Origin of the sequence: uncultured Tateyamaria sp. (assembly GCF_947497045.1) — a bacterium.
GTDB lineage: Bacteria > Pseudomonadota > Alphaproteobacteria > Rhodobacterales > Rhodobacteraceae > Tateyamaria.
In genome coordinates, this window is sequence record NZ_CANMEU010000004.1 from 167,422 (window position 1) to 190,251 (window position 22,830).

Sequence of the window (22,830 nt, forward strand, 5' to 3'; positions counted from 1 at the left end):
CGATTATATATCGGGTATCGGAGTAAGGGGCATGATGGAAACGACGGGCTTTCAAAAGATCGCATATGCGGTGCTTATCGCGCTGATGTTTGGCGTGACGACCGGCGTGTTGGGGGGGCTATAACCCAATGGCGCAACGCTTTGGCGGCAAATACAGCCCCGATGGGGTCAAGGGAGACACGCCTGAGCGCCCCGCCTTTCGCGGTGCGACGGTTGATCCCGTTGGCGCGCGGTCAAACCTGCTGTTTCTGCCGGCCATTCCGATGGTGTTTCTGGCCCTGAACGATGGGGCCTTTGGGCTGATGATCGCACTGATCTCTGCCGCTGTTCTGACCCTGGCGGCATGGCTTTTGCGCGGTGGCTTGCTGGCTGAGGCAGCGTATCATGCACGCAAGATCGCCAAACGCCCCGCCATTCCACGCAAGCTGTTTTCGTCCGTTCTGACAGGGGTTGGCATTGCCTTTGCCGCCTATCGCTCGGAACCCGGACTTGTTGCCCCGATCCTTTACGGGATCGCAGCGGGCGGGTTGCACATGGCCGCATTCGGGCTGGACCCGATGCGCGACAAGGGGATGGAGGGGATCGACACCTTCCAACAAGACCGCGTCGCACGGGTAGTGGACGAGGCTGACGCGTATCTCGCCGCCATGACCGACGCACTCAAACGCGCACAGGACCGCAAGATGGAGGTCAAGTTCGAGACCTTCAAGTCAGTGGCACGCGACCTGATCCGCACGGTCGAAGAAGATCCGCGTGATCTGACGGCTGCGCGCAAATATCTGGGCGTCTATTTGATGGGCGCGCGCGATGCGACAATCAAGTTTGCAGATATTTACGCGCGCACTCAGGACGCGCAGGCCCGGGCAGATTACAGCGCGTTACTGGATGATCTGGGCGAGAACTTTTCGGCCCGCACCCGCAAGCTGCTGATCGAGGATCGCAGCGACCTCAACATCGAAATCGACGTGCTGCGCGACCGCTTGCAGCGCGAAGGGGTGCGTATCGCCCCCGAACAAGACACATAGATAACAATAAGGTAGCCAAACCCATGTCCGAGATCGTCCGCCAGAAAGCCGAAACCGCCCTTGCCGAAGTGAACGAGGTCACAGCCGTTGTGCTGCCCGAACCTGCGGATGCCAACGCGATTGTGCCACTGGCGCAGGCCGACGCCCCTGTGGGTGCTGAAATTCGGGCACGAATGGGCGAGATCGACATGGGCGATACGAACTCCATCGTCTCGTTCGGATCAGCGGCACAGGCGGAATTGCAGGAGATCTCTCAGGCGATGTTGGCGGATGTGCGCAACAAGGATGTGGGCCCTGCCGGGGACTCACTGCGCAATATCGTGACCACCATTCGGGGGTTTTCCATCTCGGAACTGGACGTGCGTCGGGATCGGTCATGGTGGGAAAAACTGATCGGGCGCGCAGCACCTTTCGCCAAATTTACCGCCAAATTCGAGACCGTACAGGGCCAGATCGACAAGATCACCGACAACCTGCTGGCGCATGAACACACGCTGCTCAAGGACATCAAGTCGCTCGATCTGCTTTATGAAAAGACGCTGCAATTCTATGATGAGTTGGCACTTTATATCGCTGCGGGCGAGGAAAAGATAAAAGAGCTGGATGAGAACGACATTCCGGCCAAGGAGGCTGCCGTGGCCGCCGCCGCAGAGGATGATCAGGTCATGGTGGCGCAGGAGTTACGTGATCTGCGTGCGGCGCGCGATGATCTGGAACGCCGGGTGCATGACCTGAAACTGACCCGTCAGGTGACGATGCAGTCCCTGCCCTCGATCCGGTTGGTGCAGGAAAATGACAAATCCCTTGTGACCAAGATCAACTCGACGCTGGTGAATACCGTCCCACTTTGGGAAACCCAACTGGCGCAAGCCGTCACCATCCAGCGCAGTGCAGAAGCGGCTGCTGCCGTGCGTGACGCCAATGACCTGACCAACGAGCTTTTGACCTCGAACGCGGCAAACCTGCGCGACAGCAACAAGATGATCCGCGAGGAAATGGAGCGGGGCGTCTTCGATATCGAAGCGGTGAAAAAGGCGAATGCGGACCTGATCGGTACCATCGAGGACAGCCTGAAGATCGCAGACGAAGGCAAGGCCAAACGCGCCGCCGCCGAAGAGGACCTCAAGAAGATGGAAACCGATCTGCGCGACACGCTGGCCTCTGCCAAGGCGCGCAAGGACGGGGTCGGCGACAACGCCGGCACCGCCGTCCCGGGTTAAGGAATATCCATTGAGGGCACAGGCCACATCAACAGCACGTGTTTGGGGGGGGCTTGCCGTCCTCGCCCTTGTTGCGGCCTGCGAGATGTTTATCCCCATCGAACCGGTGCTGACCCCGCGCGTGCGCCCGGCTGGATTGGTGCCGCCGCCTGTGCCCCGGGTTCAACCGACCTCGGAAAAAAGTGCGGCCTTGCGCAGTTATCTGACCCAAGTGCAGTCAAGCCAGCTGACAGCTGGGTTGTTGCGTCAGGACGGAGGCGGGCCAGATACGCCGTTTACTTCGGACATGCTGGCGCGCAATTTCGAACAGATCGTATTTTTCAACGAATATGCGGGGGGGGAATTGCGCGCCGGCGTACCGGGTGAGTTGCGGCGCTGGTCGGAGCCTGTGCGCATGGGCGTCGCCTTTGGCCCTTCGGTGCCACCCAGCCAACGTACCCGCGATACCGCCGATGTTCGAAACTATGCCCGCCGCCTTGCACGGGTCACGGGCCATCCTGTATCCGTGAGCGACCCTCCCAACTTCCTGATCTTTTTCGTCAGCGAAGATGACCGGGCCGATACCATCAACAAGATCGCACCGCGCCTGCCCGGCGTAAACATCTCGAACGTCACTGCGGTGCGTGATTTGCCCACGGATGCCTATTGCGCCGTGGCTGCCTATGCCTCCGGTTCCAACCGATCGACCTATACCGCCGCCGTGGCCGTGATCCGCGCTGAAAACCCGGACCTGTTGCGCCTGTCCTGCATTCACGAGGAACTGGCCCAGGGGCTGGGTCTGGCCAATGACAGCCCGGGCGCGCGCCCTTCGATCTTCAATGATGACGACGAATTTGCGCTGCTCACGGACCATGACGAGGCCCTTCTGGCCATGCTTTATGACAACAGGCTTGCGCCCGGCGTGTCCTTGGCTGACGCCGCCCCCGTTGTCCGCATTCTCGCACGCGAAGCCCTGAACGGGCCGCTTTGACATCCAAAAGGAGACCCCAACATGGGTATTTTCGATTTCCTCTCCGGCGAATTTATTGACGTCATCCACTGGGTCGATGACAGCCGTGACACGATGGTTTGGCGGTTCGAGCGTGAGGGTCACGAGATCAAGTACGGGGCCAAGCTGACGGTGCGTGAAGGGCAGGCGGCGGTGTTTATCCATGAAGGTCAGTTGGCGGACGTGTTCACCCCCGGCCTTTACATGCTTGAAACCAACAACATGCCCATTATGACGACCCTTCAACATTGGGATCATGGCTTTAAAAGCCCGTTCAAATCCGAGGTCTATTTCGTCAACACCACCCGGTTCAACGACCTCAAATGGGGCACCAAGAATCCGATCATCTGCCGCGATCCCGAATTTGGCCCCGTGCGCCTGCGCGCCTTTGGCACCTATTCAGTCAAGGTCGCCGATCCGGCCAAATTTCTCGTCGAAATCGTCGGCACCGACGGTGAGTTCACCATGGACGAGATCAGTTATCAGATTCGCAACATCATCGTGCAGGAAATGTCGCGTAGTCTGGCCAAGTCTGGTATCCCGGTCATGGACATGGCCGCCAACACCCGCGAATTGGGCCAGATCGTCGCCAAGGAAATCAGCAACCAGATTGCAGACTATGGGTTGATCCTGCCAGAACTTTACATCGAAAACATCTCTTTGCCTCCGGCAGTCGAGGCGGTGATGGACAAGCGATCCTCCATGGGGGTGATCGGCAATCTGAACGAATATATGCAGTTCCAGGCCGCCGAGGCTTTGGGCCGCGAAGGTGGCGGTGCGGGTGATGCCATGCAGGCCGGGATCGGGGCCGCGATGGGCTTGCAGATGGGCCAGATGGCAGCAGGCCCATGGGGCGGCCAGCGCGGCGGGGCCGCCGCCCCTCCGCCGCCCCCGGTCGAGCATGTGTGGCACGTTGCCGAGAACGGCGCGACCAAGGGCCCGTTTTCCAAGGCCCAATTGGGCCGCATGGCTGCAAGCGGCGATCTGACGCGCGACAGCTACGTTTGGACCGCCGGACAGGACGGATGGCTCAAGGCCGAGGACGTGGTGGAGCTGGCGCAGTTGTTCACGGTCATGCCCCCGCCCCCGCCCCCCGGCATCTGAGGCGATACGCATCCGTCTCGACAAGTTGGTGCGACCTGCCTATGCTCGGATAAAGGGAACCAGCACCGGACGACCGGGGCGGTCCAACATTTAAGGTCACACCTGGCATGCCGCTGTCCACCGCGCAAACTGCATTTCTTGCGAACTACCTCGACCGGGTTCCGGATCGCACCACTTTGGCGGTGCAAAACCTGACCGTGCGCAACAAAACCGCCTATCCGAACGTGACATTTGGCGTCTGCCGGGCGGACAAGACCCTGTTGCGGATCGGTGGCGATGGTGCCCCTGACACAGAGTCGCGCCAAGGTGGGATAGATATCCATCCCGACACCGTGGATGAGTTGATGGCGAATGGCAGGTTCGCCGACCTGATGGCCGGTCTGAATGAACCCGATGAAGACCTGCGGATGGCGGCGCTGGCAAGCTTTCAACGCTCAACCAATGAACGCTACCGCTTTGATGAAACGTTTCAAAAGACCATCACAGAGCTCGAAGCGGTGCAGGGCAATCTGGCGGGCTTGCAGGGCATTCTCGACAATGCCTCACCCGCAGCGAAAAACCGGATGGCACAGATACAGATCAGCCACAAATCCCCGGAAGAGGCCGCCATCAATACCCGAGGCGTCGAACTGGCCTTGCAGATGAACGCGCAAAGCTGCGGCGACGTCGTGGCCTATGTCGAGTTCTTCTACAAGATCATCGAACCGGACCAGCGGCGCATCAAAGCGGAGGTCAACCAACTGCCACTGCCCGTGAACGATCCGCCAAACACCCGACAACAGAACAGACAATGGCGCAAGGATCAGGTCACCGCCCGGCTGCGCGATTTCATGGGGGCCGATACCCTGTCTCAGGATCGACTGGACCACGCACGCCAGATCATCGACGACTATACCAACGCCATGGCCACCTTTTGCGGAGCGGCCGTGACGAGCCAGGCATTGGACGGGGTGAGCGAAAGCGGCATGCAAGACGAACTCGAACATCTCGCCACGACCCTGCTTTTCACCAGTCAGGTCAGTGCCGGCTACCATCTGCTAAAGCACTTTACGGATATGTATGGAGCCCTCCATGATGGAGACCTGGACGCACAAGCGACCCACTACACGACCCAAGCCCGTAACGCCGTAGCCACCAGCGACAGTTGCACCAATTCGAAAGGGCAGACCGGATCGACCTCCTTTGCCTTTTCAAAAGGCGGCTTTACGACTTACGTCCCCGTAAAAGGCGCAAATGCCGAATTGGCCTCGTTCTTTTAACCTTCACAGATCGGACATTTCATGGACCCTACTCTGAGCAATTGTCTGTCCGACATGACAACCCGCCTTGCGACCATATCCGCCACGCCCGCCGCAGATCACCTTGCCGATGTGCAGGCCTATCTGGGTCACTGTTTCACGCTGGATACCGCGCGACGGGCGGGGTTGGACGACGCTGACGCGGCAGTTCTGCAAGACCATTTGGCCCAAAGCGCCCCGTCCATTGAAACGGCCTGGTCCGCATTCGACGTGGATGGGGGCGAGGCCCTGCGTGTCTGGATGCAGCAGGAACTTACCGGCAACGACTGGATCACAATCTGCCAGCGCCGCTCGAACATCGAGGCCTTCAACGATCTTTTTGCAGATCACGTAGCTGATGACAAACTGATCGACACCGAAGAGCTGGATGACGATATCCGCGCCAAAGCCGAGTTCGAAGCGATGCCGAACCCGGATCGTACCCCGTCCGATCTGCCTGCATCGCATTGGTGGTGGGCATTGACGTAAGGCGTGTGCCCAACGACGGTGGCACTTGACAGGACGCGTCTCATAACCACGTTTGAACCATGACCTTGCGCCACCATCTGCCGACCCGTCGTGCCGCCCTGAAATGGCTGCATTGGCTGATAGTGCCCCTGTTCATCTGGTTTCTTCTGGTCCAGCCCAAGGATGTGACGCCCTTTGGCCCCGCCGCCTTTCAAGCACATTCGGTCCTTGCGCTGATTTTCGTGTCCCTGTCGATGATGTGGTTCGCAGACCTGATGCGGCGCGGGCTGGCAAGCCGTCCGGGGCCGAAATTGCGCGGTATCTTGCGCCCGCTGCACCGGATCATGCACCTGACGCTGATCTGGGGGCTGTTCTTTGTGGCCCTTACCGGGTTTTTGCTGGGGCTCAGCTCTGCGGTGCTGCTGAAAGCCGGAGGGGTCTTGCCGATTGCGCCACCCATGGGCTGGCCGCGCCTCAATCATCTTGTCGGGCAGGTTCACATCATCGAATTCTACGCGCTTGGGGTTGTGGCAGGCGCGCACGCGGCATTCCATATCTGGCGACATTACAAATTACAGGACAACGCCTTGCGGATCATGGTGCCCAAAGGTCTGCACAAACACTTGTGAGCAGACAGGGTGATGCAGGTGGCTTTCCATTGGGACCCGCCCTGGGCCATACTGCGCATCTGATATGCCAAAGGGGTTTCATGCGTCGCACCGTCACGATCACATTGCATTGGCTGACATTGCTGTTGCTGGTGCTGGTCTTTGCGGGCGGCCCGATGCCGGTGCTTGCGTGGGCCTTTGGGCTGAGCGGTTTGGCGATGTGTGCCACGGCCATCACGGGCGGACTTCTGAACGGCCCCGGTCCGAAGCTGGAAGGCGGGCTGCGCCGCGCGCATCCATGGCTCAGTTGGGGGATGTACACGGGCCTTGGACTGGTGGCCGGGGTCACGTTGTGGGTGCAAATCGGGCAAAGCTGGGATGGCCCTCCGCTGCCTGCGCTTTACTTTTACCTGCTGTCTGCCTCGGCCTTACACGCCATTTTTCATCTGTGGCGGCATACGGCCCTCGGTGATGGGGCTCTGCGCCGTATCACGCCCAAATCACTGCACGGACTGCTATGACCGACTTGCCTGACCTTGATCAACGCACCACGCCCGCCGACCACCGATTTCCCTGTGACAATTGCGGGGCTGATTTTCGGTTCGAACCGGGAACCGGCACACTGACCTGCGATCATTGCGGCAACACCAGCATGATCGACGGTGCGGCAACGCAAGCCGAGCCGGCCATCGCCGAACTGGACTACCGCGCGGCCCTCAACGCCGAACTGCCCAAGGCGGATATCGAGGAAACGCGCGTTTCGACCTGCCCAAATTGCGCCGCACAGGTTGAATTTGACGCGGACATCCACGCAACCAAATGCCCCTTCTGCGCCACACCCGTCGTCACCGACACCGGCGCGCACCGCCACATCAAACCGCGCGGTGTGCTGCCCTTTGCCTTGGCAGAACGAGACGCCCGCGCAGCCATGACGGGGTGGCTGGGCAGCTTGTGGTTTGCGCCCTCGGGCCTTCAGGAGTACGCGCGCAAGGGGCGTGTGATGCAAGGCATCTATGTGCCTTACTGGACCTTTGATGCAGACACCCGCAGCACCTATACCGGCGAACGCGGCACGGTCTATTACGAGACCCGCACCGTCACGCGCGACGGAAAACGCCAGCAGGTGCAGGTCGCCAAGGTCCGCTGGCGCGGCGTGCGGGGTCGCGTGGCCCGGTTCTTTGATGATGTGCTGGTGCTGGCTTCCACCTCGCTTCCCAAACACTTTACCGACGCGTTGGAACCCTGGGACCTCAGCGCGATGGAGCCTTACACCCCCGAATTCCTTGCCGGGTTCCGTGCCGAAGGGTATTCGGTCGCGCTGGAGGCCGGGTTTGAAGAGGCCCGCGCCATCATGGACCGCACCATTGCCCGCGACATCAAGTTCGACATTGGCGGCGACCGCCAGCGCATCCATTCGGTCGACACCAAATTGGGGACGATCACCTTCAAGCACGTGCTGCTGCCCGTATGGCTTGCCGCCTACAAATATCGCGGTGAGACCTATCGCTTTGTGGTCAACGGGCGCACAGGCCGGGTACAGGGCGAACGGCCATGGTCCAAGGGCAAGATCGCAATTGCGGTCCTGTGCGGGCTTCTTGTGGCGGGGGCCGTCGGCTTTGTCATGGCAATGCAGCAATGAGCGATCTTGAGACCTTGCAGGCCCTGCTTGAGGCCCGGTTTTCCTGCCGCGCCTACCGCCCCGATCCGGTTCCGGATGAGGTGATCTGCGCCATCGTGGACGCCGCACGGCACGTCCCAAGCTGGTGCAATGCCCAGCCTTGGCAGTTGGTCATCACCCGTGGGGACGCAACGGATACGTTCCGCGACGCGCTCTGTGCCACGGCACAATCTACCGTCCCCGCCCCTGATCTGCCATGGCCCGAAGGCTATCCCGGCATCTACGGGGACCGCCGCCGCGCCTGCGGCTTTCAGCTTTATGATGCGATCGGGATCGAAAAAGGCGACCGCGCCGCCTCTGCCGTGCAAATGATGGAGAACTACCGTCTGTTCGGCGCGCCCCATGTGGCCATCGTGACGGCACCCACCGCCCTTGGACCTTACGGAGCGATGGACACAGGCGGCTTTGTCACCGCCTTTTGTCTTGCTGCCCAGGCCAAGGGGGTCGCCACAATCCCCCAGGCCGCCATCGCCGCCCAGGCCCCCTTCGTGCGCCAGCATTTCGATATCGCGCAGGATCGCATGATCCTGTGCGCGATTTCGTTCGGGTATGCGGACATGGACCACTCCGCCAACGGTTTTCGAACCGAACGCGCCGAGGTCAGCGACATCATCGACTGGCGCGATACATGAGGGCACTGTTGCAACGCATCAGCACGGCGCAGGTCACCGTCGACGGGGCTGTCATTGGGCAAAGCGGGCCTGGTCTGCTGATCCTTGTCTGCGCGATGCCGGGTGATACCACCGATACGGCCGAAACGCTGGCGACCAAGGTTTCCAAACTGCGGTTGTTCAAGGACGAGGGCGGCAAAATGAACCTCTCGATCCTGCAAACAGGGGGCGGCGCACTGGTGGTAAGCCAATTCACCCTCGCCGCCGACACCTCACGCGGGAACAGGCCGGGGTTCTCCGGGGCCGCCGGTCCGGGCGAGGCCGAAGCGCTCTATCTGCATTTCACGCAGAGCCTGCGCAAATTGGGGGTGCCATGCGAGACCGGAAAGTTCGGGGCAGACATGGCAGTGTCGCTGACCAATGACGGACCGGTGACAGTTTGGCTGGACACCGAGGGATGAGGGGGAGTGTGGGTTTGCCGGACGAAGTGGAAATTCAGTGATGGACAATATGAAGATATCTGTGCTTCGAACCATGCACACTGGTTATTTACTGAGGTCATCTTGAACAACGATATTTGGCCAGATGACTTGTTCATATAGCTTGGTAACGTCTGTGACATGAAACAACTTTAGCGACCCTAGCTTGCTTAAACTGCATTGAAGTTTCTTAATTGTTCAGCCAAGTTGTGACACGATGGTTTGGAATAATCTTGAAGGGCTGTAGAAGTGTCACTCAGACGAAGAATTGCAGCATTCCTTGAACCACCGGCACCGGAACCGATTGTGCCACTTATATCGGAGCCACAGCAATCACCCGAAGAGTCACTTGTCAGACTTCACGACTTCTTGCGGGACGGCGAGTTGGACTACGAAGCTTATCGCGATGTGCAAATTCGCAAAGCAAACGCCGATACGGGTGACGTTTGGGCAGATCCAAAAACGTTGGATATCATCGCAACATATGTGCTGAAAAAGGTTCCTGACATCTCTTTCGTTTTGTGCCACGGAAGCAAATCCGGGATGGAATCCTCATATCTTGCAGATAAATTGGGATGCGAAGGGCTTGGTACAGATATCGCTCCTCCCGAACACGCCGAAGGGGTGGAAGAATGGGACTTTCACGAACGACGCGCCGATTGGAACGGGCGCGCATCCCTTATTTACACTAATGCTCTCGACCACTCTTATGAGCCCAAAAAGGCATTGGATTGCTGGGTAGAACAGTTAGCCCCAGGGGGGCGAATAATTATTGAGCACACAATGCTCCATGGTCCTGAAGGCGCAAGCAAATCCGATCCATTCGGCGCGCACCCACTGATCATGCCATATCTTGTTCTAGAGTGGGGCAGTGGGGCGTATTGCGTGCAAGAAATAATTGTTGCGCCGCACAAAAAACCTCATTGGAAGCCTGTTGACGGAACTCGTGAGGATACCGACCTCGATATTTGGCTTTATGTTATTGGGCGCACAAATTGAGCGACGTGTAGGATGTTGATCCCTAAGAGCCACGACCACGAGTCACAATGACCGCAGCGGGCTCAAAGCAGACCTGAGCTGCAACATGTTCACACGGGCGCAAGGCGGACTTATCTGTCGTTGGCACAGATTTTGATCAATCGGTCGTAGAGGCGACAATTCCAAAAATACGGCCCGACTTAGGAACAAATATTGTAAAGGCAAAAACACCCCACCATTCGGTTCCAGACCCCAGTTCAGGCACCGCTTCAAGTAGTTTCTTACAGTGCCAATTGTAGATCTTAACATCTTTGTCGGGGATTAGTTGGGAAGTAATCGCAGTATAAAGTTTCTGTGTCTCTGACCTCTCAATGCGCAACCCATAAGGAGGATCGCAAAAGGCGTAGGCGAAGCCGCCAGGGTGCCATAGATTTGGGACGTTTGAAGAGCGACTAGAATAATCGACAATGTCAACAAAATAGGGGTCGACGGTCGAAAAACCTGCCTTTGTTGTCACAACTCCTTTGCTAATCAACTGCCCTTTGTCACAATCGAACCATGATCCATGAAATGTTTGAATATCAACTTCAAAGGGATCTACTATCCGCAGGCGTTCTTGGTCGACATCGCCGATACCATAACTTCGGATAGCATAAGCAAGTACTGCTGCGTGGTGGCTTATCGTATCTTCACTGTTCTCACCAAGTGCTATTCCCACTTCTCCGTCTGCTTGGACAAAACGCTGATAAGAGGGGTTGTCCCAGCCGCGTATGGAAAGTTTGAGTTTGCTATCTGACATGACGGCAACCTAGCATCCAATCAGAACAACACAATTGAAGGGAGCTGATTGGCTCAACCCGCCCATCGCCCAACTAAGGCTCGCGAAACGCCTCGCGTGACTTGTAGAGCGGCTTCATCAGGTATTGCAAAACCGTCTTGGACCCGGTGTGCAACTCGACCTCGGCCTGCATACCGGGGCGGATCGAGATGTCGCGTTGCCGGTCCGTCAGCCCGGATGTGTCCACCCGCAACGTCACCTTGTAATGCGGGTCGCCGTCGGGCTTGCGTTCGTCCTTGAACGTGTCAGCCGAGATCAGTTTGACCTCCCCCTTGAGAGAGCCATAGATCGTGTAATCATAAGCGCTTAGCTTGATCGTCGCATCCTGTCCGGGACGCACGCCGGCGATATCCTTGGGTGCAATGCGGGCCTCGACAAACAGTTCTTCGTCTAGCGGTATGATCTGAAGGATTTCTTCGCCCGGACGCACGACGCCGCCAATGGTGGTCACGCTCAGGTTGTTCACGATCCCGCGCATGGGGCTGACCAGAACGGTGCGGTTCAACTGGTCCTGTGCTGCCTTGTAGGTCTGGCGCAATGTGCCCAGTTCCTTGAGCGTGTCGGAATAGGCCTGTGCGCGCTCCAGCTCGGTTTGGGTTTCGATCTCGTCCAGTTTGATGCGCGCATCCGCGTGCGCCTTGCGGGCCCGTGTCACCTCGATCAGGGCCACGATCTTGCGCTCAAGCAAATCCTCAAGCAGCGCCTTTTCCTTGGCCGCCTGTTCCAGCACCCGCTGCGCCCCCTCGCGACGACTAAGGTAGTCGGTCTGGCGCGCCTGCAACAGCGCACGTTCCGAGGCGATCAATCCCGGCATTTGCTGTTCCAATGCCCCCGGCACCGCAAAGTCGAACTGACCCGCCAACTCGGCCTCAAGCCGCAACTGACGCACGGCCAGTGCGGTGGTCTGATCCTGCAAATCATCTGCCTGGCTTTGAAACTGGGTGCCTTGCAGCCGCGCCAGAACGTCGCCGGTGTTGACGATATCACCTTCGGCCACAGCCAGTTCGGCCAGAATACCCCCTTCGAGGTTCTGGATGATTTGCGGACGCGAGGACGAAATCATCTCGCCCGAGCCGCGCACGATCTCATCAACCCACGCAAAGGCCGCCCAGAGCACGAACACCAACACGGCCCCGCCACACAGCCAGATCAACAGCGAGGGGCCCCGCATGTCGCTTTCAAGCTGCGCACCAAGGTTTGTGGGGGCGACACTCATGCGATTTTGCCCTTCATGGGAACGGACTTGCCGATATGCGCCAACACCTCGTCGCGCGGCCCGTCGATGGTCAGCCGTCCGTTTTGCAGGATCAGCGTGCGGGTGGTCAGCGACAGAATCGGGACACGGTGGGTCGCGATGATCGCGGTGCGCCCTTCCATCCATTTCTCAAGACGGCTGACCAGCGTGGTTTCCAACGTCTGATCCAGCGCCGCCGTCGGCTCATCCAGCAGGCAAATCGCCGGGTCCTGCAGCCACAGCCGTGCCCATCCGATCGACTGGCGTTGCCCGATGCTGAGACCTTGGCCGCCGTCCAGAATATCCAGATCAAGCCCCTTGTGGTGGCCTTTCACAAACGGCCCAAGCCCCGCGAAATCGAGGGCTGCGTACAGGCGATCATCATCTTGTTCGAGCATCGTCAGGTTCAGGTTGTCGCGCAGCGTGCCCGAAAACAGGCGCACATCCTGCCCCAGATAGCCCACGAGCCGGCGCAGATCGCGTGGTTCGATCTGGCTCATGTCGGTGCCGTCGATCAGCACGCGGCCCTTGGTCGGCGCATAAAGCCCCGACAGAATTTTCAACAATGAGGACTTGCCCGCGCCGTTTGAGCCTAGCACTGCCACCCGCTGGCCCGGCATGATCTGCACGCCCGGAATGTCCAGCGTCGGCGCACCCTCATCGTCATATTGGAACTGCACCTCGCGCAGCTCAAACTGCCCCTTCAGCTCTTCGCGGCGCAGATAGGTGCGCGTGGCGTCAGTGTCTTGCGCGGCATGGGCGATCCCTTCGAGACCATCAAGCGCCGCCTTCACATTGCCCCACCGCGCCATGGTCCCCGCCAATTGGGTCAGCGGGGCAAGCGTGCGCGAGGTCAGGATACCGACCGCGATGATCGAGCCCACGGTGAATTGCCCGGCAAAAACCAGATAGGTGCCCGCGATCACCGCCGCCACATAAGTCATCTGCTGGATGCCCTGGCTCCAGAATGTCAGGGCCGAGGCGAGGCGACGTTGGTCGGACGACTTCATCGCGCTGAGCGTGGTCAATTCCTGCCACAGCCGCATCACCCGGTCCTCACCGCGCTGCGTCTTGACGGTGTCGCGCTCAAAGATGGCCTCGTGCAAGAGCCGCGACGACTTGGCGGATGCGCCTTGGGTTTCCTGCGTCAGCTGCAACATCCGCTTTTGCAGGAAAAATCCGGGCACGACCATCAGAATGCCCCCAAGGATCAGCACCCACACCACCGGACCTGCGATGGAGGCCACAAGCAGCAGGAACACAAAGATAAACGGGATGTCGGCAATCGTACCGATGGTCGAGGCGGTAAAGAATTCGCGCACCGACCCGAACTCGCGCATTGCCGAAAACGTCATGGAAGGCGACTGACCGCGCACATCCGAGCGCATGCCGATCACTCGCTGCATCAAGAGTTGCAGCACCGACAATTCGATCTGCCGCCCTGCCCCGTCCATCAGCCGAGCACGGGCCACCTTGATGAACGCCTCCATCAGCAAGGCCAGACAGGCCCCGGCGGCCAGCACCCACAGAGTCGCTTCGGACTGGTGCGGGATCACCCGGTCATAGACTTGCAGCGAAAACAGCGCCACGGCGACCGCCAGCAGATTGGCCACGAAAGAGCCAAGCGCGATCTCGGCCAGCGATTTGCGGAAGCGGTGAAATTCGCCCCAGAACCAGTGGGTTGCCACATTTTTGGTCTGGTGGATTTCGGCCACGCGTTCCAGCGGCGCTTCGGCCCGCACGGTCATGCCCGCAAAGAAGGGCGCAAATTCGGTGACAGGCACCTGCGCGCGATTGTCGGTGCAGGTCTTGTCGTAAATCACCAGATCGCCACGCGTCTGGCCCAGCACCAACACCACTTGCCCGCTTGTCATATAGGCCAGTGCGGGCCATTGGTCGGCGCTCAATGCCTCAATCGTGCGCACTTGGGCGATCAGGCCCGCGGCCTCAAGCCCCTTGGCAATGGCCGCAGCCTCAACCGCGTCACTGGCCCCTTTGGAGGTGGACAGGCGCAAGGCGTCAAACACGTCAGAGCGGGCGGTGTTCACCCCAAGGATACGCGCAAAAGCCACCGACAGGTCTGCGCGGGTGCGCAAGCGGTCCTCGAACCGGTTGGCGTTGTCAGCGACAGGGCGTTCGGTGGTCGGGGCCGCCTTGATGCTGGCCCGGTTGCCGTTGGTGATGGTGAGGGTAAAGGGCCGCGCTAGGGTCAAATCTTGTCTCCATCCGCCAGAACGCCCTGTACGCGCGCCAATTCGATCTGCACACGCAAGGCTTCGTATTTCACAGTGACTTCAGCGGCTTGGCGAGCGGCGAAGGTTTCGTAGACGCCGACAACATCCATGACCTGACGGCGCCCTGCCTCGTATTGGTCCTGAAACAGGTCCAGGTTCGCCTTGGCCTGCGCCGTCAGGGTGCGCGCCTCACCGGCCTGACGCTCGGTGGCCGCAACACGGCCTTCAAGCCGACGCAATGTGCGGTTTGAATCCTCGGTCGCCTGCGCCACATCGCGCCCCGCCGCCTCTTTGGCGGCCTCAAGTGCGCGCAGCCGCGCACCGGTGCCCAGACCAATGCCCATGCCGCCCGCCGTGATGCCAGCCCCGCTGTTTTCACCCAGGGTCGCCTGTGCACTGACGCCCGGCAACTGATTGGCACGGTCGATCTGGAACTGCGCGATGTTGCGCTCTTTTTCCGCCTCGGCACGGGTCACGGCCAGCGGTTGGGCGGCGGCGGCACTGATCATCAGCGTTTGTTGGCCACGCACATCGTCCAAGGGCTGGATCGCCATCGCATTCAATTCGGCAATGGCGGTGGCTGCCGCCTCTTGGCCGGACGCGATACTGGCGCGAATTTCGGCAAGCTTTTGGCGAATGACGTTCAAATCAGACATGTCCGACACCCCGCCCCGCACGCGCTCGGACATGATGTAGTCAAAATGTTCCATCTCGCGCAGGGTAACGCGGTGCAGGGCCGTGGCCTCGCGCGCCTCGGCTGCGTCAAGGTACAGCCCAAGGCCCGTGGCAACCCGGTCATTTGTGTCTTCGGCCAAGGCCACGGCGGCGACCTCGACATCAGCCTTGGCAAAGGCACGTTCACCCTTTTTGCGCCCATTGTCGAACAGGACCTGATCAACAACGATCTGGCTGATGATATCACCAAGCGAATTCAATGAGATACGGGGGCCGACCGTGGGCAGCCAATTCTTTGAGGCCGCCTCGGCGCGCAGCCGTGCGGCGCGTAGTTCCGTTTCGGCAGCGCGTGCATTTGCGGCCAAAACGGCCGTTGCCACTTCGTCATAGGCGCTGTTTGCCGGCAACACCGTCTGGCGAGCCAGCAGCCCTTGGATCACCGCGCTGTCGGCGTTCAGTGTCTCGTCATTCTTGGTCGGGGTTTCGCGCAAGGCGACCGTGTCGCTTGGGGGCTCGACAGAGGTTTGAGCACCCGTGCTCAGCCGCGAAACAAACGGGGTCTCCCCCATATCTGCCAGACACCCCGCTGTCAGCGAGATCGCGGCACACATTGCCACACCCTTAATACCACCTTGCCCCATAGTCAGTTCCCGTTTCGGGTTTTTATCGTTTTTGAGGTTGGGCGCGGTTGCGGGGGTCCGGTCCGCGCCTCATGTCTTGCTGGAATGCTCGAAATTGTTTTTGTTGTTCTTGCCCAGTGAAGTTTCGTTTACGCGATAGCCGTGTTCACGTTGATGTCGTCATCCAAAATGACGGTGCCTTCAGTACCAAGCGAATAGACATCATATGTCGATCCATCGACCTGTACCGATCCGGTGCGGCTGGCACCTGCGATGGTGACGGTATCGTCGCTACCGCCGTGGATGGTAACGGTGTTTGTCGCATCCGAGAGCGCCACAAGCTGGGCCTCGGTGATCGTCAGGTTCGCCTCTTCCGCGAATTGCAGATCGACGGCCTCGACTTCGTGGTCGCCCAAGCCTGGGTTCGACAAGTCGACGGTGGAGTTGGCGTCGCCATCATCCAGCACCACATAGGTGCCCGATGTGTTGCCCGCTACATCTGCCGAATCGACGATAAGGTGCGAGCCGTTGGGCACGTTCGAGGTGAAGGTAAAGTTCGTCTCGTTGATCGCATTGATATCCGTTGCAATGACCGACACATCGCTGATCGAGCCGCTGCTGTCGACCTGCGCCACGGAGAGATCGCCATCGCTTTGCTCGGTCGAGATGCCGCGAATGCTGGACACGCCCTGGTTCACACTGGCAACGACGGGGCCGTCAGGTGCCTCGGTGTCGATGCTGACGGTGTCGGACAAGGTGTCGGTGTTGCCCACCGCATCCGTGGCCATGACGGTGATGTCCGCGGTGTAGGTGCCCGGCGCAATGGCGCTTGGCGGAATATTCAGCGACCAGTTGCCCGCGCTGTCCACCGTGGCGGCCAGAACCGTCCCATGGAAATCGACCATCACGGTCGAGCCCGGCTCGACCTGCCCGCCAAGCGAGATGCCTTCGCGCGCTTCTGCACCGTTGATGATATCATCCGTTGCGATGGTGTCCTGAATGGTCAGTTGATTGACCAATGTGTCGACCCGCACCGTATCGGTCACAGTTGCCACGTTGCCAGCCACATCGGTCGCCGTCACGGACACGCCAGTGGTGTATTCCCCGGTCGGGATCTGGGCGGCGGTGAAGGGGGCCTGCCAGTTGCCGTTCACGTCCACAATCGCCTGCACGGTGACCGCACCCAAGGTGACAGCCACGGTTGAGCCCGGCTCGGTCGTGCCCGTCAGGATCGTGCCGTCAGACCGCTCGGCCTCGGAAATCACGTTGTCGCCTTCGATCACATCCGCGGCGACCGACAGGTTGTCGACCTGTGTGTCAACGAGCACGGTGTCCGTCACGGTGATCGAGTTGCCAGCCGCATCGGTGGTCGTTGCCGAAATATTGGCGTCATATGTGCCCGCCGTAATCTCGGACGATGTATAAAGCGTCTGCCACACCCCGGCCTGGTTCGCGACAGCCTGATGGGTCACACCGTGCAGGCTTACGTTCACAATCGCGCCCGGATCGGCCCGCCCGGACAGGATCACCCCATCGCTGGCTTCGACAAAGTTGATGACGTCATCTGTTTCAATCGGGCCGTTCAGGGTCAGCAACCCGGCCTCGGTATCCACATTGACGATCTGATTGATGCTGCGGGTGTTGCCAGCGGCGTCTGTCGCCGTCGCAACCATTTGTGACGTGTAGGTGCCAGGCGCGATATCGCTGGCCGCAAAGGTTGCGGTCCATGTTCCATCTGCCGCCACCACCGCAGCGGCTGTTGCGGTGCCAAGCTGCACGGAAACGCTCGATCCCGGCTCAGTCACGCCTGTAACCACCAGCCCTGATGTGGCTTCGGCTGCGTTGATCACGCCATCCGCACCGCCTGTGGTCGAAGTATAGCTGAGCGCATTGACCAGCGTGTCGATCTCAATCGTGCCCGTCGCGGTCGAGGTGTTGCCCGCCGTGTCCGTGGCTGTGGCACTGATGGTCGCGGTCTGCTCGCCTGCGGGCACCTCGCCGGCGGTGTAGTCCACCGTCCAGTTGCCTGATCCGTCAACCGTTGCGGCCCGTGTGATGCCGTTGAATGTCACATTCACGCTCGAGCCTGGCTGCGCGGTCCCGGTGAGAGTGATCCCGTCGGCGGCCTCGGCGGCATTGACGACCCCATCGGTTTCGACTGTGGCTGTGGCGATGGACACCTCTGCGATGGTGTCGACCACGAGGGTGTCGGTCACGGTTGTTGTGTTGCCGAACGCATCCGAGGCAATGATCGTGATGGTGCTGTCATATTCACCATCCGCCAACGTGCCTGCCTGCCATGTCGCAGACCACGCACCAGTGTCATCTACGGTGGCCGTCCGCGTCACGCTGTCAATGGTGATCGACAACGTCGCACCCGGCTCGCCGGTGCCAGTGAGCGTCACACCGCTTGAAAGCTCGGCATCGTTGACCGTGTGGCCCACGCTTTGCACACCTGTGCTGAACGCAACGGCAGGCCCGACCGTATCGATCACGAATTCAGGGCCATTGATTACGGTTGTGCCGCCGCCCGCGTGGCTGAAATCAACCACGGGCGTGACAGTACCATCACCGGGAAAGCTTGCGCCCTCATAGGTGACCGACCATGTCCCGTCAGTTGCAATAGTTGTGGTTTGAACGGAACCGCCCGCGTTTACCGAAACGGTATCGCCCGGTTCGCCCGTGCCGGACACCACAAAGGTGTGGGTCGTTGTGTCATCGCCACCGATATTGGTGGATGTGCCGACATTATCGACCGTAGGTGTTGCCGGATCCGGGTCGGATGTGCCGCCGGTTGTGGTCGTGTCGTCGCCATCATCGCCACCACCACCACCACCACCGCCGCCAAGGACCGCAGCACCGCCCAAAACGGCCGCGCCCGCCGCCGCAGCGCCACCGCCACCCAACAGGCCCGCGCCCAACAGACCCGCACCAAGCATGGATACGTCATCGTCCTGATCGGCATATACGCCTGCGTCTGCAATCTCGGTTCGACCCAGATAGATCAGGTCATCGGACGGGCTCCACTTGCCCCACTGCTCGGTCGGGCCGAATTGGGCAATCAATTCCCCGTCGGTGGTTTCGACGAAAGCCACCTCGTTCAGATAGCCATCCGCCGAAATAAACAGGCGGTTCGTCTCGCCAATATCGTTAAAGTAGTTTTCGAGGGTGATCTGGCGTCCATCCACCAGAGTGATCAAGAGATCCTCACCAACCCGCTGTTGGGAGATCATATCGATCTGTCGAAGATTTAGGGAAACTTCCTGTCCGCTTGTCAGCGCAACCGTCGTATTTCCGTCTTGTGGAACAACCCCACGCTGCAACGCGCCCGCACCATCGCGAACGACGAAATCAATCGCCTTCATAACACCACCACTCTCGCCTCTGGCCGCATTTTTGCGGTCCAATAATCTAGATGCCGCTGACGTTGGATCGCCGTGCTGACATTCACTTATCTGGCCAGTGATAAGCGAATCATGATTCGACGGCTAGAGTCTTTTTCGCAAACAACCTTAATTTACCGTAATTACTAAGAGAAATTGTGGCGATTCGGACTCAGTCAGGCGAATACGCGGGAAGGACGTGCGATGAAAACTGTGGAAGAATTGGTGGCGCTTTGGCAAATTGGGGTCGATGCGGTGCGCGGGGACGCGGCTGTGGCGCGCGTTCTGGCCCAAGGGCACATTACCAAACCTGACCGTATTGTCGCCGTTGGCAAGGCGGCGGCGGCCATGGCTGCACCAGCCGCGACCGCATGGCCTGATGTGCCTTGCCTGATCATCACCAAATACGGGCACGCCGCCCATGCCCCCGCCCATGCCGAGGTGATCGAGGCCGCGCACCCGGTCCCGGATGCTGCATCCCTGGCCGCGGGTCAAGCGTTGCAAGTCGCAATAAGGGCCTGTCCGGCGAGGTCTGAGGTATTGATGCTCGTCTCAGGCGGGGCCTCATCGCTGGTCGAAGTGCCAACCGACGCTCAAAACCTCGAAACCTTGATGGCCAGCACCCAAGACCTGCTCGCTTCGGGTGCCCAGATCGGGCAGATGAACGCGCATCGCACCGCACAATCCCAGATCAAGGGCGGCAAGTTGCTGGCCGGATTTCAAGGGGCACGGGTCACCACGCTGGCCCTGTCGGATGTTGAAGGTGACGCGCTGATGACCATCGGATCCGGCATCGGGGCCGCCCCGCCGAACCCTGCTTTTGCGTTCCACTCCGAGGTTATCGCCAGCAACGCCATCGCGCGCAGTGCCATCGCCGCCGCAAGCCCGCTGCCCGTTCAAAACAACAGTGAGGCGCTCTATGATGATGTGGTTGCGTTGGCTCCGCGCCTTGCGGCGACGCTGACCTCAGGACCTGCGGGGTTGCATATCTATGGAGGAGAGCCGGTTGTTCAGTTGCCAGCTGCCCCCGGTACGGGCGGGCGCAACATGGCGCTGGCCCTTGGCCTTGCCCGCGAGATTGCCGGGCGCGACGATATCCGCATTCTGGTGGCAGGGACGGACGGGACGGACGGGCCCACGGATGCGGCAGGCGCTTGCGTTGACGGCACCACCTGGGATGACAGTGGCGCAGACGCACTGGCCCGCGCGGATGCCTATCCATGGCTGGAGGCGCGCGACGCATTGGTCAAGACTGGCCCTACGGGCACCAATGTGATGGACCTGCTGATTGCGCATAAGGATGCGGCTCGGTGACTTAACCTGCTTCGCTTGACAGGTTCATCTTCGCGCGCAACCGTCGAGCACATGAAAAATACCCTACGCGATATTGAAGAAACCCCTGATCTTGGAATTACGCTCTCGGACGGGACGCGCCTGTCCGCCCGCGTATGGTGCCCCGTGGACGCATCAGACGATCCGGTCCCGGTGATCCTTGAATACCTGCCCTATCGCAAACGCGACGGGACCTGCGCGCGTGATGCGCTGACCCACCCCTATTTCGCGCAGCGCGGCTATGCCTGCCTCCGCGTGGACATCCGGGGCAACGGTGACAGCCATGGGTTGATGCGCGATGAGTATACGCAGCAGGAACTGGATGATGCGGTCGAGGTGATCCAGTGGGCCGCTGCCCAGCCCTGGTGCAATGGGCGCGTGGGGATGATGGGCATCAGTTGGGGCGGATTTAACGCCCTACAGGTGGCGGCCATGTCCCCTGCCCCCCTCAAGGCGATCATCACCCTCTGTTCGACCGTGGACCGCTTTGCCGATGACATCCATTACAAGGGCGGCTGCCTGCTGAACGAAAACCTTGGCTGGGGCGCGACGATGTGGAGCTATTCGTCGCGCGCGCCCGATCCGGCCCTGCGCCCGGACTGGCGCGAGATGTGGCTGGACCGGCTGGAGAACGAACCCTTTCTGCCCGGCGCATGGCTGCGTCACCAATGCCGCGATGCCTATTGGGCCCATGGATCGGTGATTGATCACTATGACAATATTTCGGCCAAGGTGCTGGCCGTCGGCGGATGGGGTGATGCCTATAAGAACGCGGTGCCGCAACTGGTGGACGCCTTGCCCGATGCCAAGGGGATCATCGGCCCCTGGGTTCACAAATATCCCCACTTTGCGGTGCCCGAGCCGCGCATCGGGTTCCTGCAAGAGGCCCTGCGCTGGTGGGATCGGTGGTTGAAGGACATCCCCACCGGGGTCGAGAAAGACCCGGATTTGCGTGCCTACATCATGGACGGGGTACGCCCGGCGACGTGGTACACGGATCGCCCCGGTACTTGGGTCGGCCAGAGGCGCGGCAACGTGCATCCCGGCCCGATATCGCAAAGCTGGTGGTTGGGCGACGGCACCCTTGTGAACAAAGAGACATGCACGGATACCGCTGTGTCCTCTCCGGCGGATGCGGGGACACAGGGGGGCGAATACTGCGCGATCTGGCTGGGCCCGGAGATGCCCGGTGACCAGCGGCGCGACGATGCGCTTTCGGCCTGTTGGACAAGCGCGCCACTGGAGAAGGACACGGCGATCCTTGGCGCACCACAGGTGCGCCTTACGTTGTCAACCGACCAACCCACCGCCCAAATCGCGGCGCGGCTGAACCACGTACACCCGGACGGCGCCAGCACGCGGATTACCTATGGTGTGCTCAACCTGACCCATCGCAACAGTGCCGCAGCGCCCGCACCGATGGAGCCGGGCCAAAAGGTCGAGGTAACCCTGAACCTTGACCATATCGGCTATAACGTGCCTGCGGGACACCGCTTGCGCATCGCCATCAGCACCGCCTATTGGCCTCTGATCTGGCCTGCACCCAGACCCGCCATCTTGCACATCACAAGCGGCCGCGTTGACCTGCCCGCCCCAAGCGGTGCCACCGATTGCCCGGCCTTTGCCCCACCCGACGCGGCGCAGCCATGGCGCACCGAAACCCTGCGCGAAGAGGCCCACAGCCGCGTGACCCAGACCGACCTTGTGACCGGCGTTACAAGTCTGTTGATCGAGGATGATTTCGGCAAGGTCCGCGATCTGGAGCACGGGTTGATCAACGGCTCGGTGGCGCGCGAACGGTGGGACATTCACCCCGACGACCCCCTTTCGGCGCGCGGCACCTGCCATTGGACGGACGAAATGCAACGGGGTGACATCGTTCTGCGCACCGAGGCCAAGTGCGAAATGTGGTCGGACTTGACCCATTTCCATCTGCGCGCCGACATTGAAGCCTTTGAAAACAACGAGCGTGTATTTGAACGCAGCCTCGAAGACCAAATTCGCCGCGACCAAATCTAGCGAGCGCAGGAAGCGATCGTGAACACTGCGCCTCCTTTAGCCCTTGCGACCTTGGCTCA

19 protein-coding genes are annotated in these 22,830 nt (G+C 60.3%); 14 read left to right on the plus strand and 5 right to left on the minus strand.

From position 1 onward, the window contains the following. Positions 1 to 128: 128 nt before the first annotated feature. The 12 genes from Q0859_RS10340 to Q0859_RS10395 all read left to right on the plus strand — a co-directional run bounded on the left by Q0859_RS10340 (position 129) and on the right by Q0859_RS10395 (position 10,457). Positions 129 to 1,025, plus strand: a complete 897-nt coding sequence (locus tag Q0859_RS10340; RefSeq protein ID WP_299150674.1) for a 5-bromo-4-chloroindolyl phosphate hydrolysis family protein — start codon at positions 129 to 131, stop codon at positions 1,023 to 1,025. Positions 1,026 to 1,048: 23 nt separating this feature from the next. Next, positions 1,049 to 2,245: a toxic anion resistance protein gene (locus Q0859_RS10345; protein ID WP_299150676.1), complete on the plus strand. Its 1,197-nt coding sequence runs from the start codon at positions 1,049 to 1,051 to the stop codon at positions 2,243 to 2,245. 10 nt (positions 2,246 to 2,255) lie between these two features. Further along, a complete protein-coding gene (locus tag Q0859_RS10350) occupies positions 2,256 to 3,215 on the plus strand; it encodes a DUF2927 domain-containing protein (protein ID WP_299150678.1) in 960 nt (319 codons plus the stop codon). A 21-nt stretch (positions 3,216 to 3,236) separates the two neighbouring features. Next, complete coding sequence (locus Q0859_RS10355; RefSeq protein WP_299150680.1) at positions 3,237 to 4,337, plus strand: SPFH domain-containing protein; 1,101 nt, start codon at positions 3,237 to 3,239, stop codon at positions 4,335 to 4,337. A gap of 107 nt (positions 4,338 to 4,444) precedes the next feature. Continuing rightward, positions 4,445 to 5,596, plus strand: a complete 1,152-nt coding sequence (locus tag Q0859_RS10360; protein ID WP_299150681.1) for a hypothetical protein — start codon at positions 4,445 to 4,447, stop codon at positions 5,594 to 5,596. A gap of 21 nt (positions 5,597 to 5,617) precedes the next feature. After that, entirely contained in the window at positions 5,618 to 6,103 is a 486-nt protein-coding gene (locus tag Q0859_RS10365; RefSeq protein WP_299150683.1) for a hypothetical protein, read from the plus strand. A 59-nt stretch (positions 6,104 to 6,162) separates the two neighbouring features. Then, positions 6,163 to 6,711, plus strand: a complete 549-nt coding sequence (locus Q0859_RS10370) for a cytochrome b/b6 domain-containing protein (protein WP_299150685.1) — start codon at positions 6,163 to 6,165, stop codon at positions 6,709 to 6,711. A gap of 80 nt (positions 6,712 to 6,791) precedes the next feature. After that, positions 6,792 to 7,211, plus strand: a complete 420-nt coding sequence (locus Q0859_RS10375) for a hypothetical protein (protein WP_299150686.1) — start codon at positions 6,792 to 6,794, stop codon at positions 7,209 to 7,211. Then, positions 7,208 to 8,329: a TFIIB-type zinc finger domain-containing protein gene (locus Q0859_RS10380; protein WP_299150688.1), complete on the plus strand. Its 1,122-nt coding sequence runs from the start codon at positions 7,208 to 7,210 to the stop codon at positions 8,327 to 8,329. The genes Q0859_RS10375 and Q0859_RS10380 overlap by 4 nt, the downstream gene beginning before the upstream one ends. Next, positions 8,326 to 9,000, plus strand: a complete 675-nt coding sequence (locus Q0859_RS10385) for a nitroreductase (protein ID WP_299150690.1) — start codon at positions 8,326 to 8,328, stop codon at positions 8,998 to 9,000. The genes Q0859_RS10380 and Q0859_RS10385 overlap by 4 nt, the downstream gene beginning before the upstream one ends. Continuing rightward, positions 8,997 to 9,440, plus strand: coding sequence for a D-aminoacyl-tRNA deacylase (gene dtd / locus Q0859_RS10390; RefSeq protein ID WP_299150692.1), 444 nt, complete (start codon positions 8,997 to 8,999; stop codon positions 9,438 to 9,440). Before Q0859_RS10385 ends, dtd begins: the two co-directional genes overlap by 4 nt. A gap of 402 nt (positions 9,441 to 9,842) precedes the next feature. Next, entirely contained in the window at positions 9,843 to 10,457 is a 615-nt protein-coding gene (locus Q0859_RS10395; protein ID WP_299150694.1) for a hypothetical protein, read from the plus strand. A 136-nt stretch (positions 10,458 to 10,593) separates the two neighbouring features. On the opposite strand, the gene Q0859_RS10400 is transcribed toward Q0859_RS10395, so the two are convergent. From Q0859_RS10400 to Q0859_RS10420, 5 genes are all read right to left on the minus strand, one after another. Beyond that, positions 10,594 to 11,235, minus strand: coding sequence for a hypothetical protein (locus tag Q0859_RS10400; RefSeq protein ID WP_299150696.1), 642 nt, complete (start codon positions 11,233 to 11,235; stop codon positions 10,594 to 10,596). Positions 11,236 to 11,308: 73 nt separating this feature from the next. Next, on the minus strand, positions 11,309 to 12,490 hold the full coding sequence (locus Q0859_RS10405; RefSeq protein ID WP_299150699.1) for an HlyD family type I secretion periplasmic adaptor subunit: 1,182 nt from the start codon (positions 12,488 to 12,490) through the stop codon (positions 11,309 to 11,311). Further along, positions 12,487 to 14,721, minus strand: coding sequence for an ATP-binding cassette domain-containing protein (locus tag Q0859_RS10410; protein ID WP_299150701.1), 2,235 nt, complete (start codon positions 14,719 to 14,721; stop codon positions 12,487 to 12,489). The genes Q0859_RS10405 and Q0859_RS10410 overlap by 4 nt, the downstream gene beginning before the upstream one ends. Next, on the minus strand, positions 14,718 to 16,028 hold the full coding sequence (locus Q0859_RS10415) for a TolC family protein (protein WP_299150703.1): 1,311 nt from the start codon (positions 16,026 to 16,028) through the stop codon (positions 14,718 to 14,720). The genes Q0859_RS10410 and Q0859_RS10415 overlap by 4 nt, the downstream gene beginning before the upstream one ends. 158 nt (positions 16,029 to 16,186) lie before the next feature. Further along, positions 16,187 to 19,402: an Ig-like domain-containing protein gene (locus Q0859_RS10420; RefSeq protein WP_299150705.1), complete on the minus strand. Its 3,216-nt coding sequence runs from the start codon at positions 19,400 to 19,402 to the stop codon at positions 16,187 to 16,189. A gap of 222 nt (positions 19,403 to 19,624) precedes the next feature. Here Q0859_RS10420 and Q0859_RS10425 point away from each other — a divergent pair, with 222 nt between their 5' ends. Both Q0859_RS10425 and Q0859_RS10430 read left to right on the plus strand, forming a co-directional pair. Further along, positions 19,625 to 20,734 carry a DUF4147 domain-containing protein gene (locus Q0859_RS10425; protein ID WP_299150707.1) on the plus strand — a complete coding sequence of 370 codons (1,110 nt, stop codon included), beginning with the start codon at positions 19,625 to 19,627 and terminating at the stop codon, positions 20,732 to 20,734. A gap of 51 nt (positions 20,735 to 20,785) precedes the next feature. Continuing rightward, entirely contained in the window at positions 20,786 to 22,771 is a 1,986-nt protein-coding gene (locus Q0859_RS10430) for a CocE/NonD family hydrolase (RefSeq protein WP_299150709.1), read from the plus strand. Positions 22,772 to 22,830: the final 59 nt, after the last annotated feature.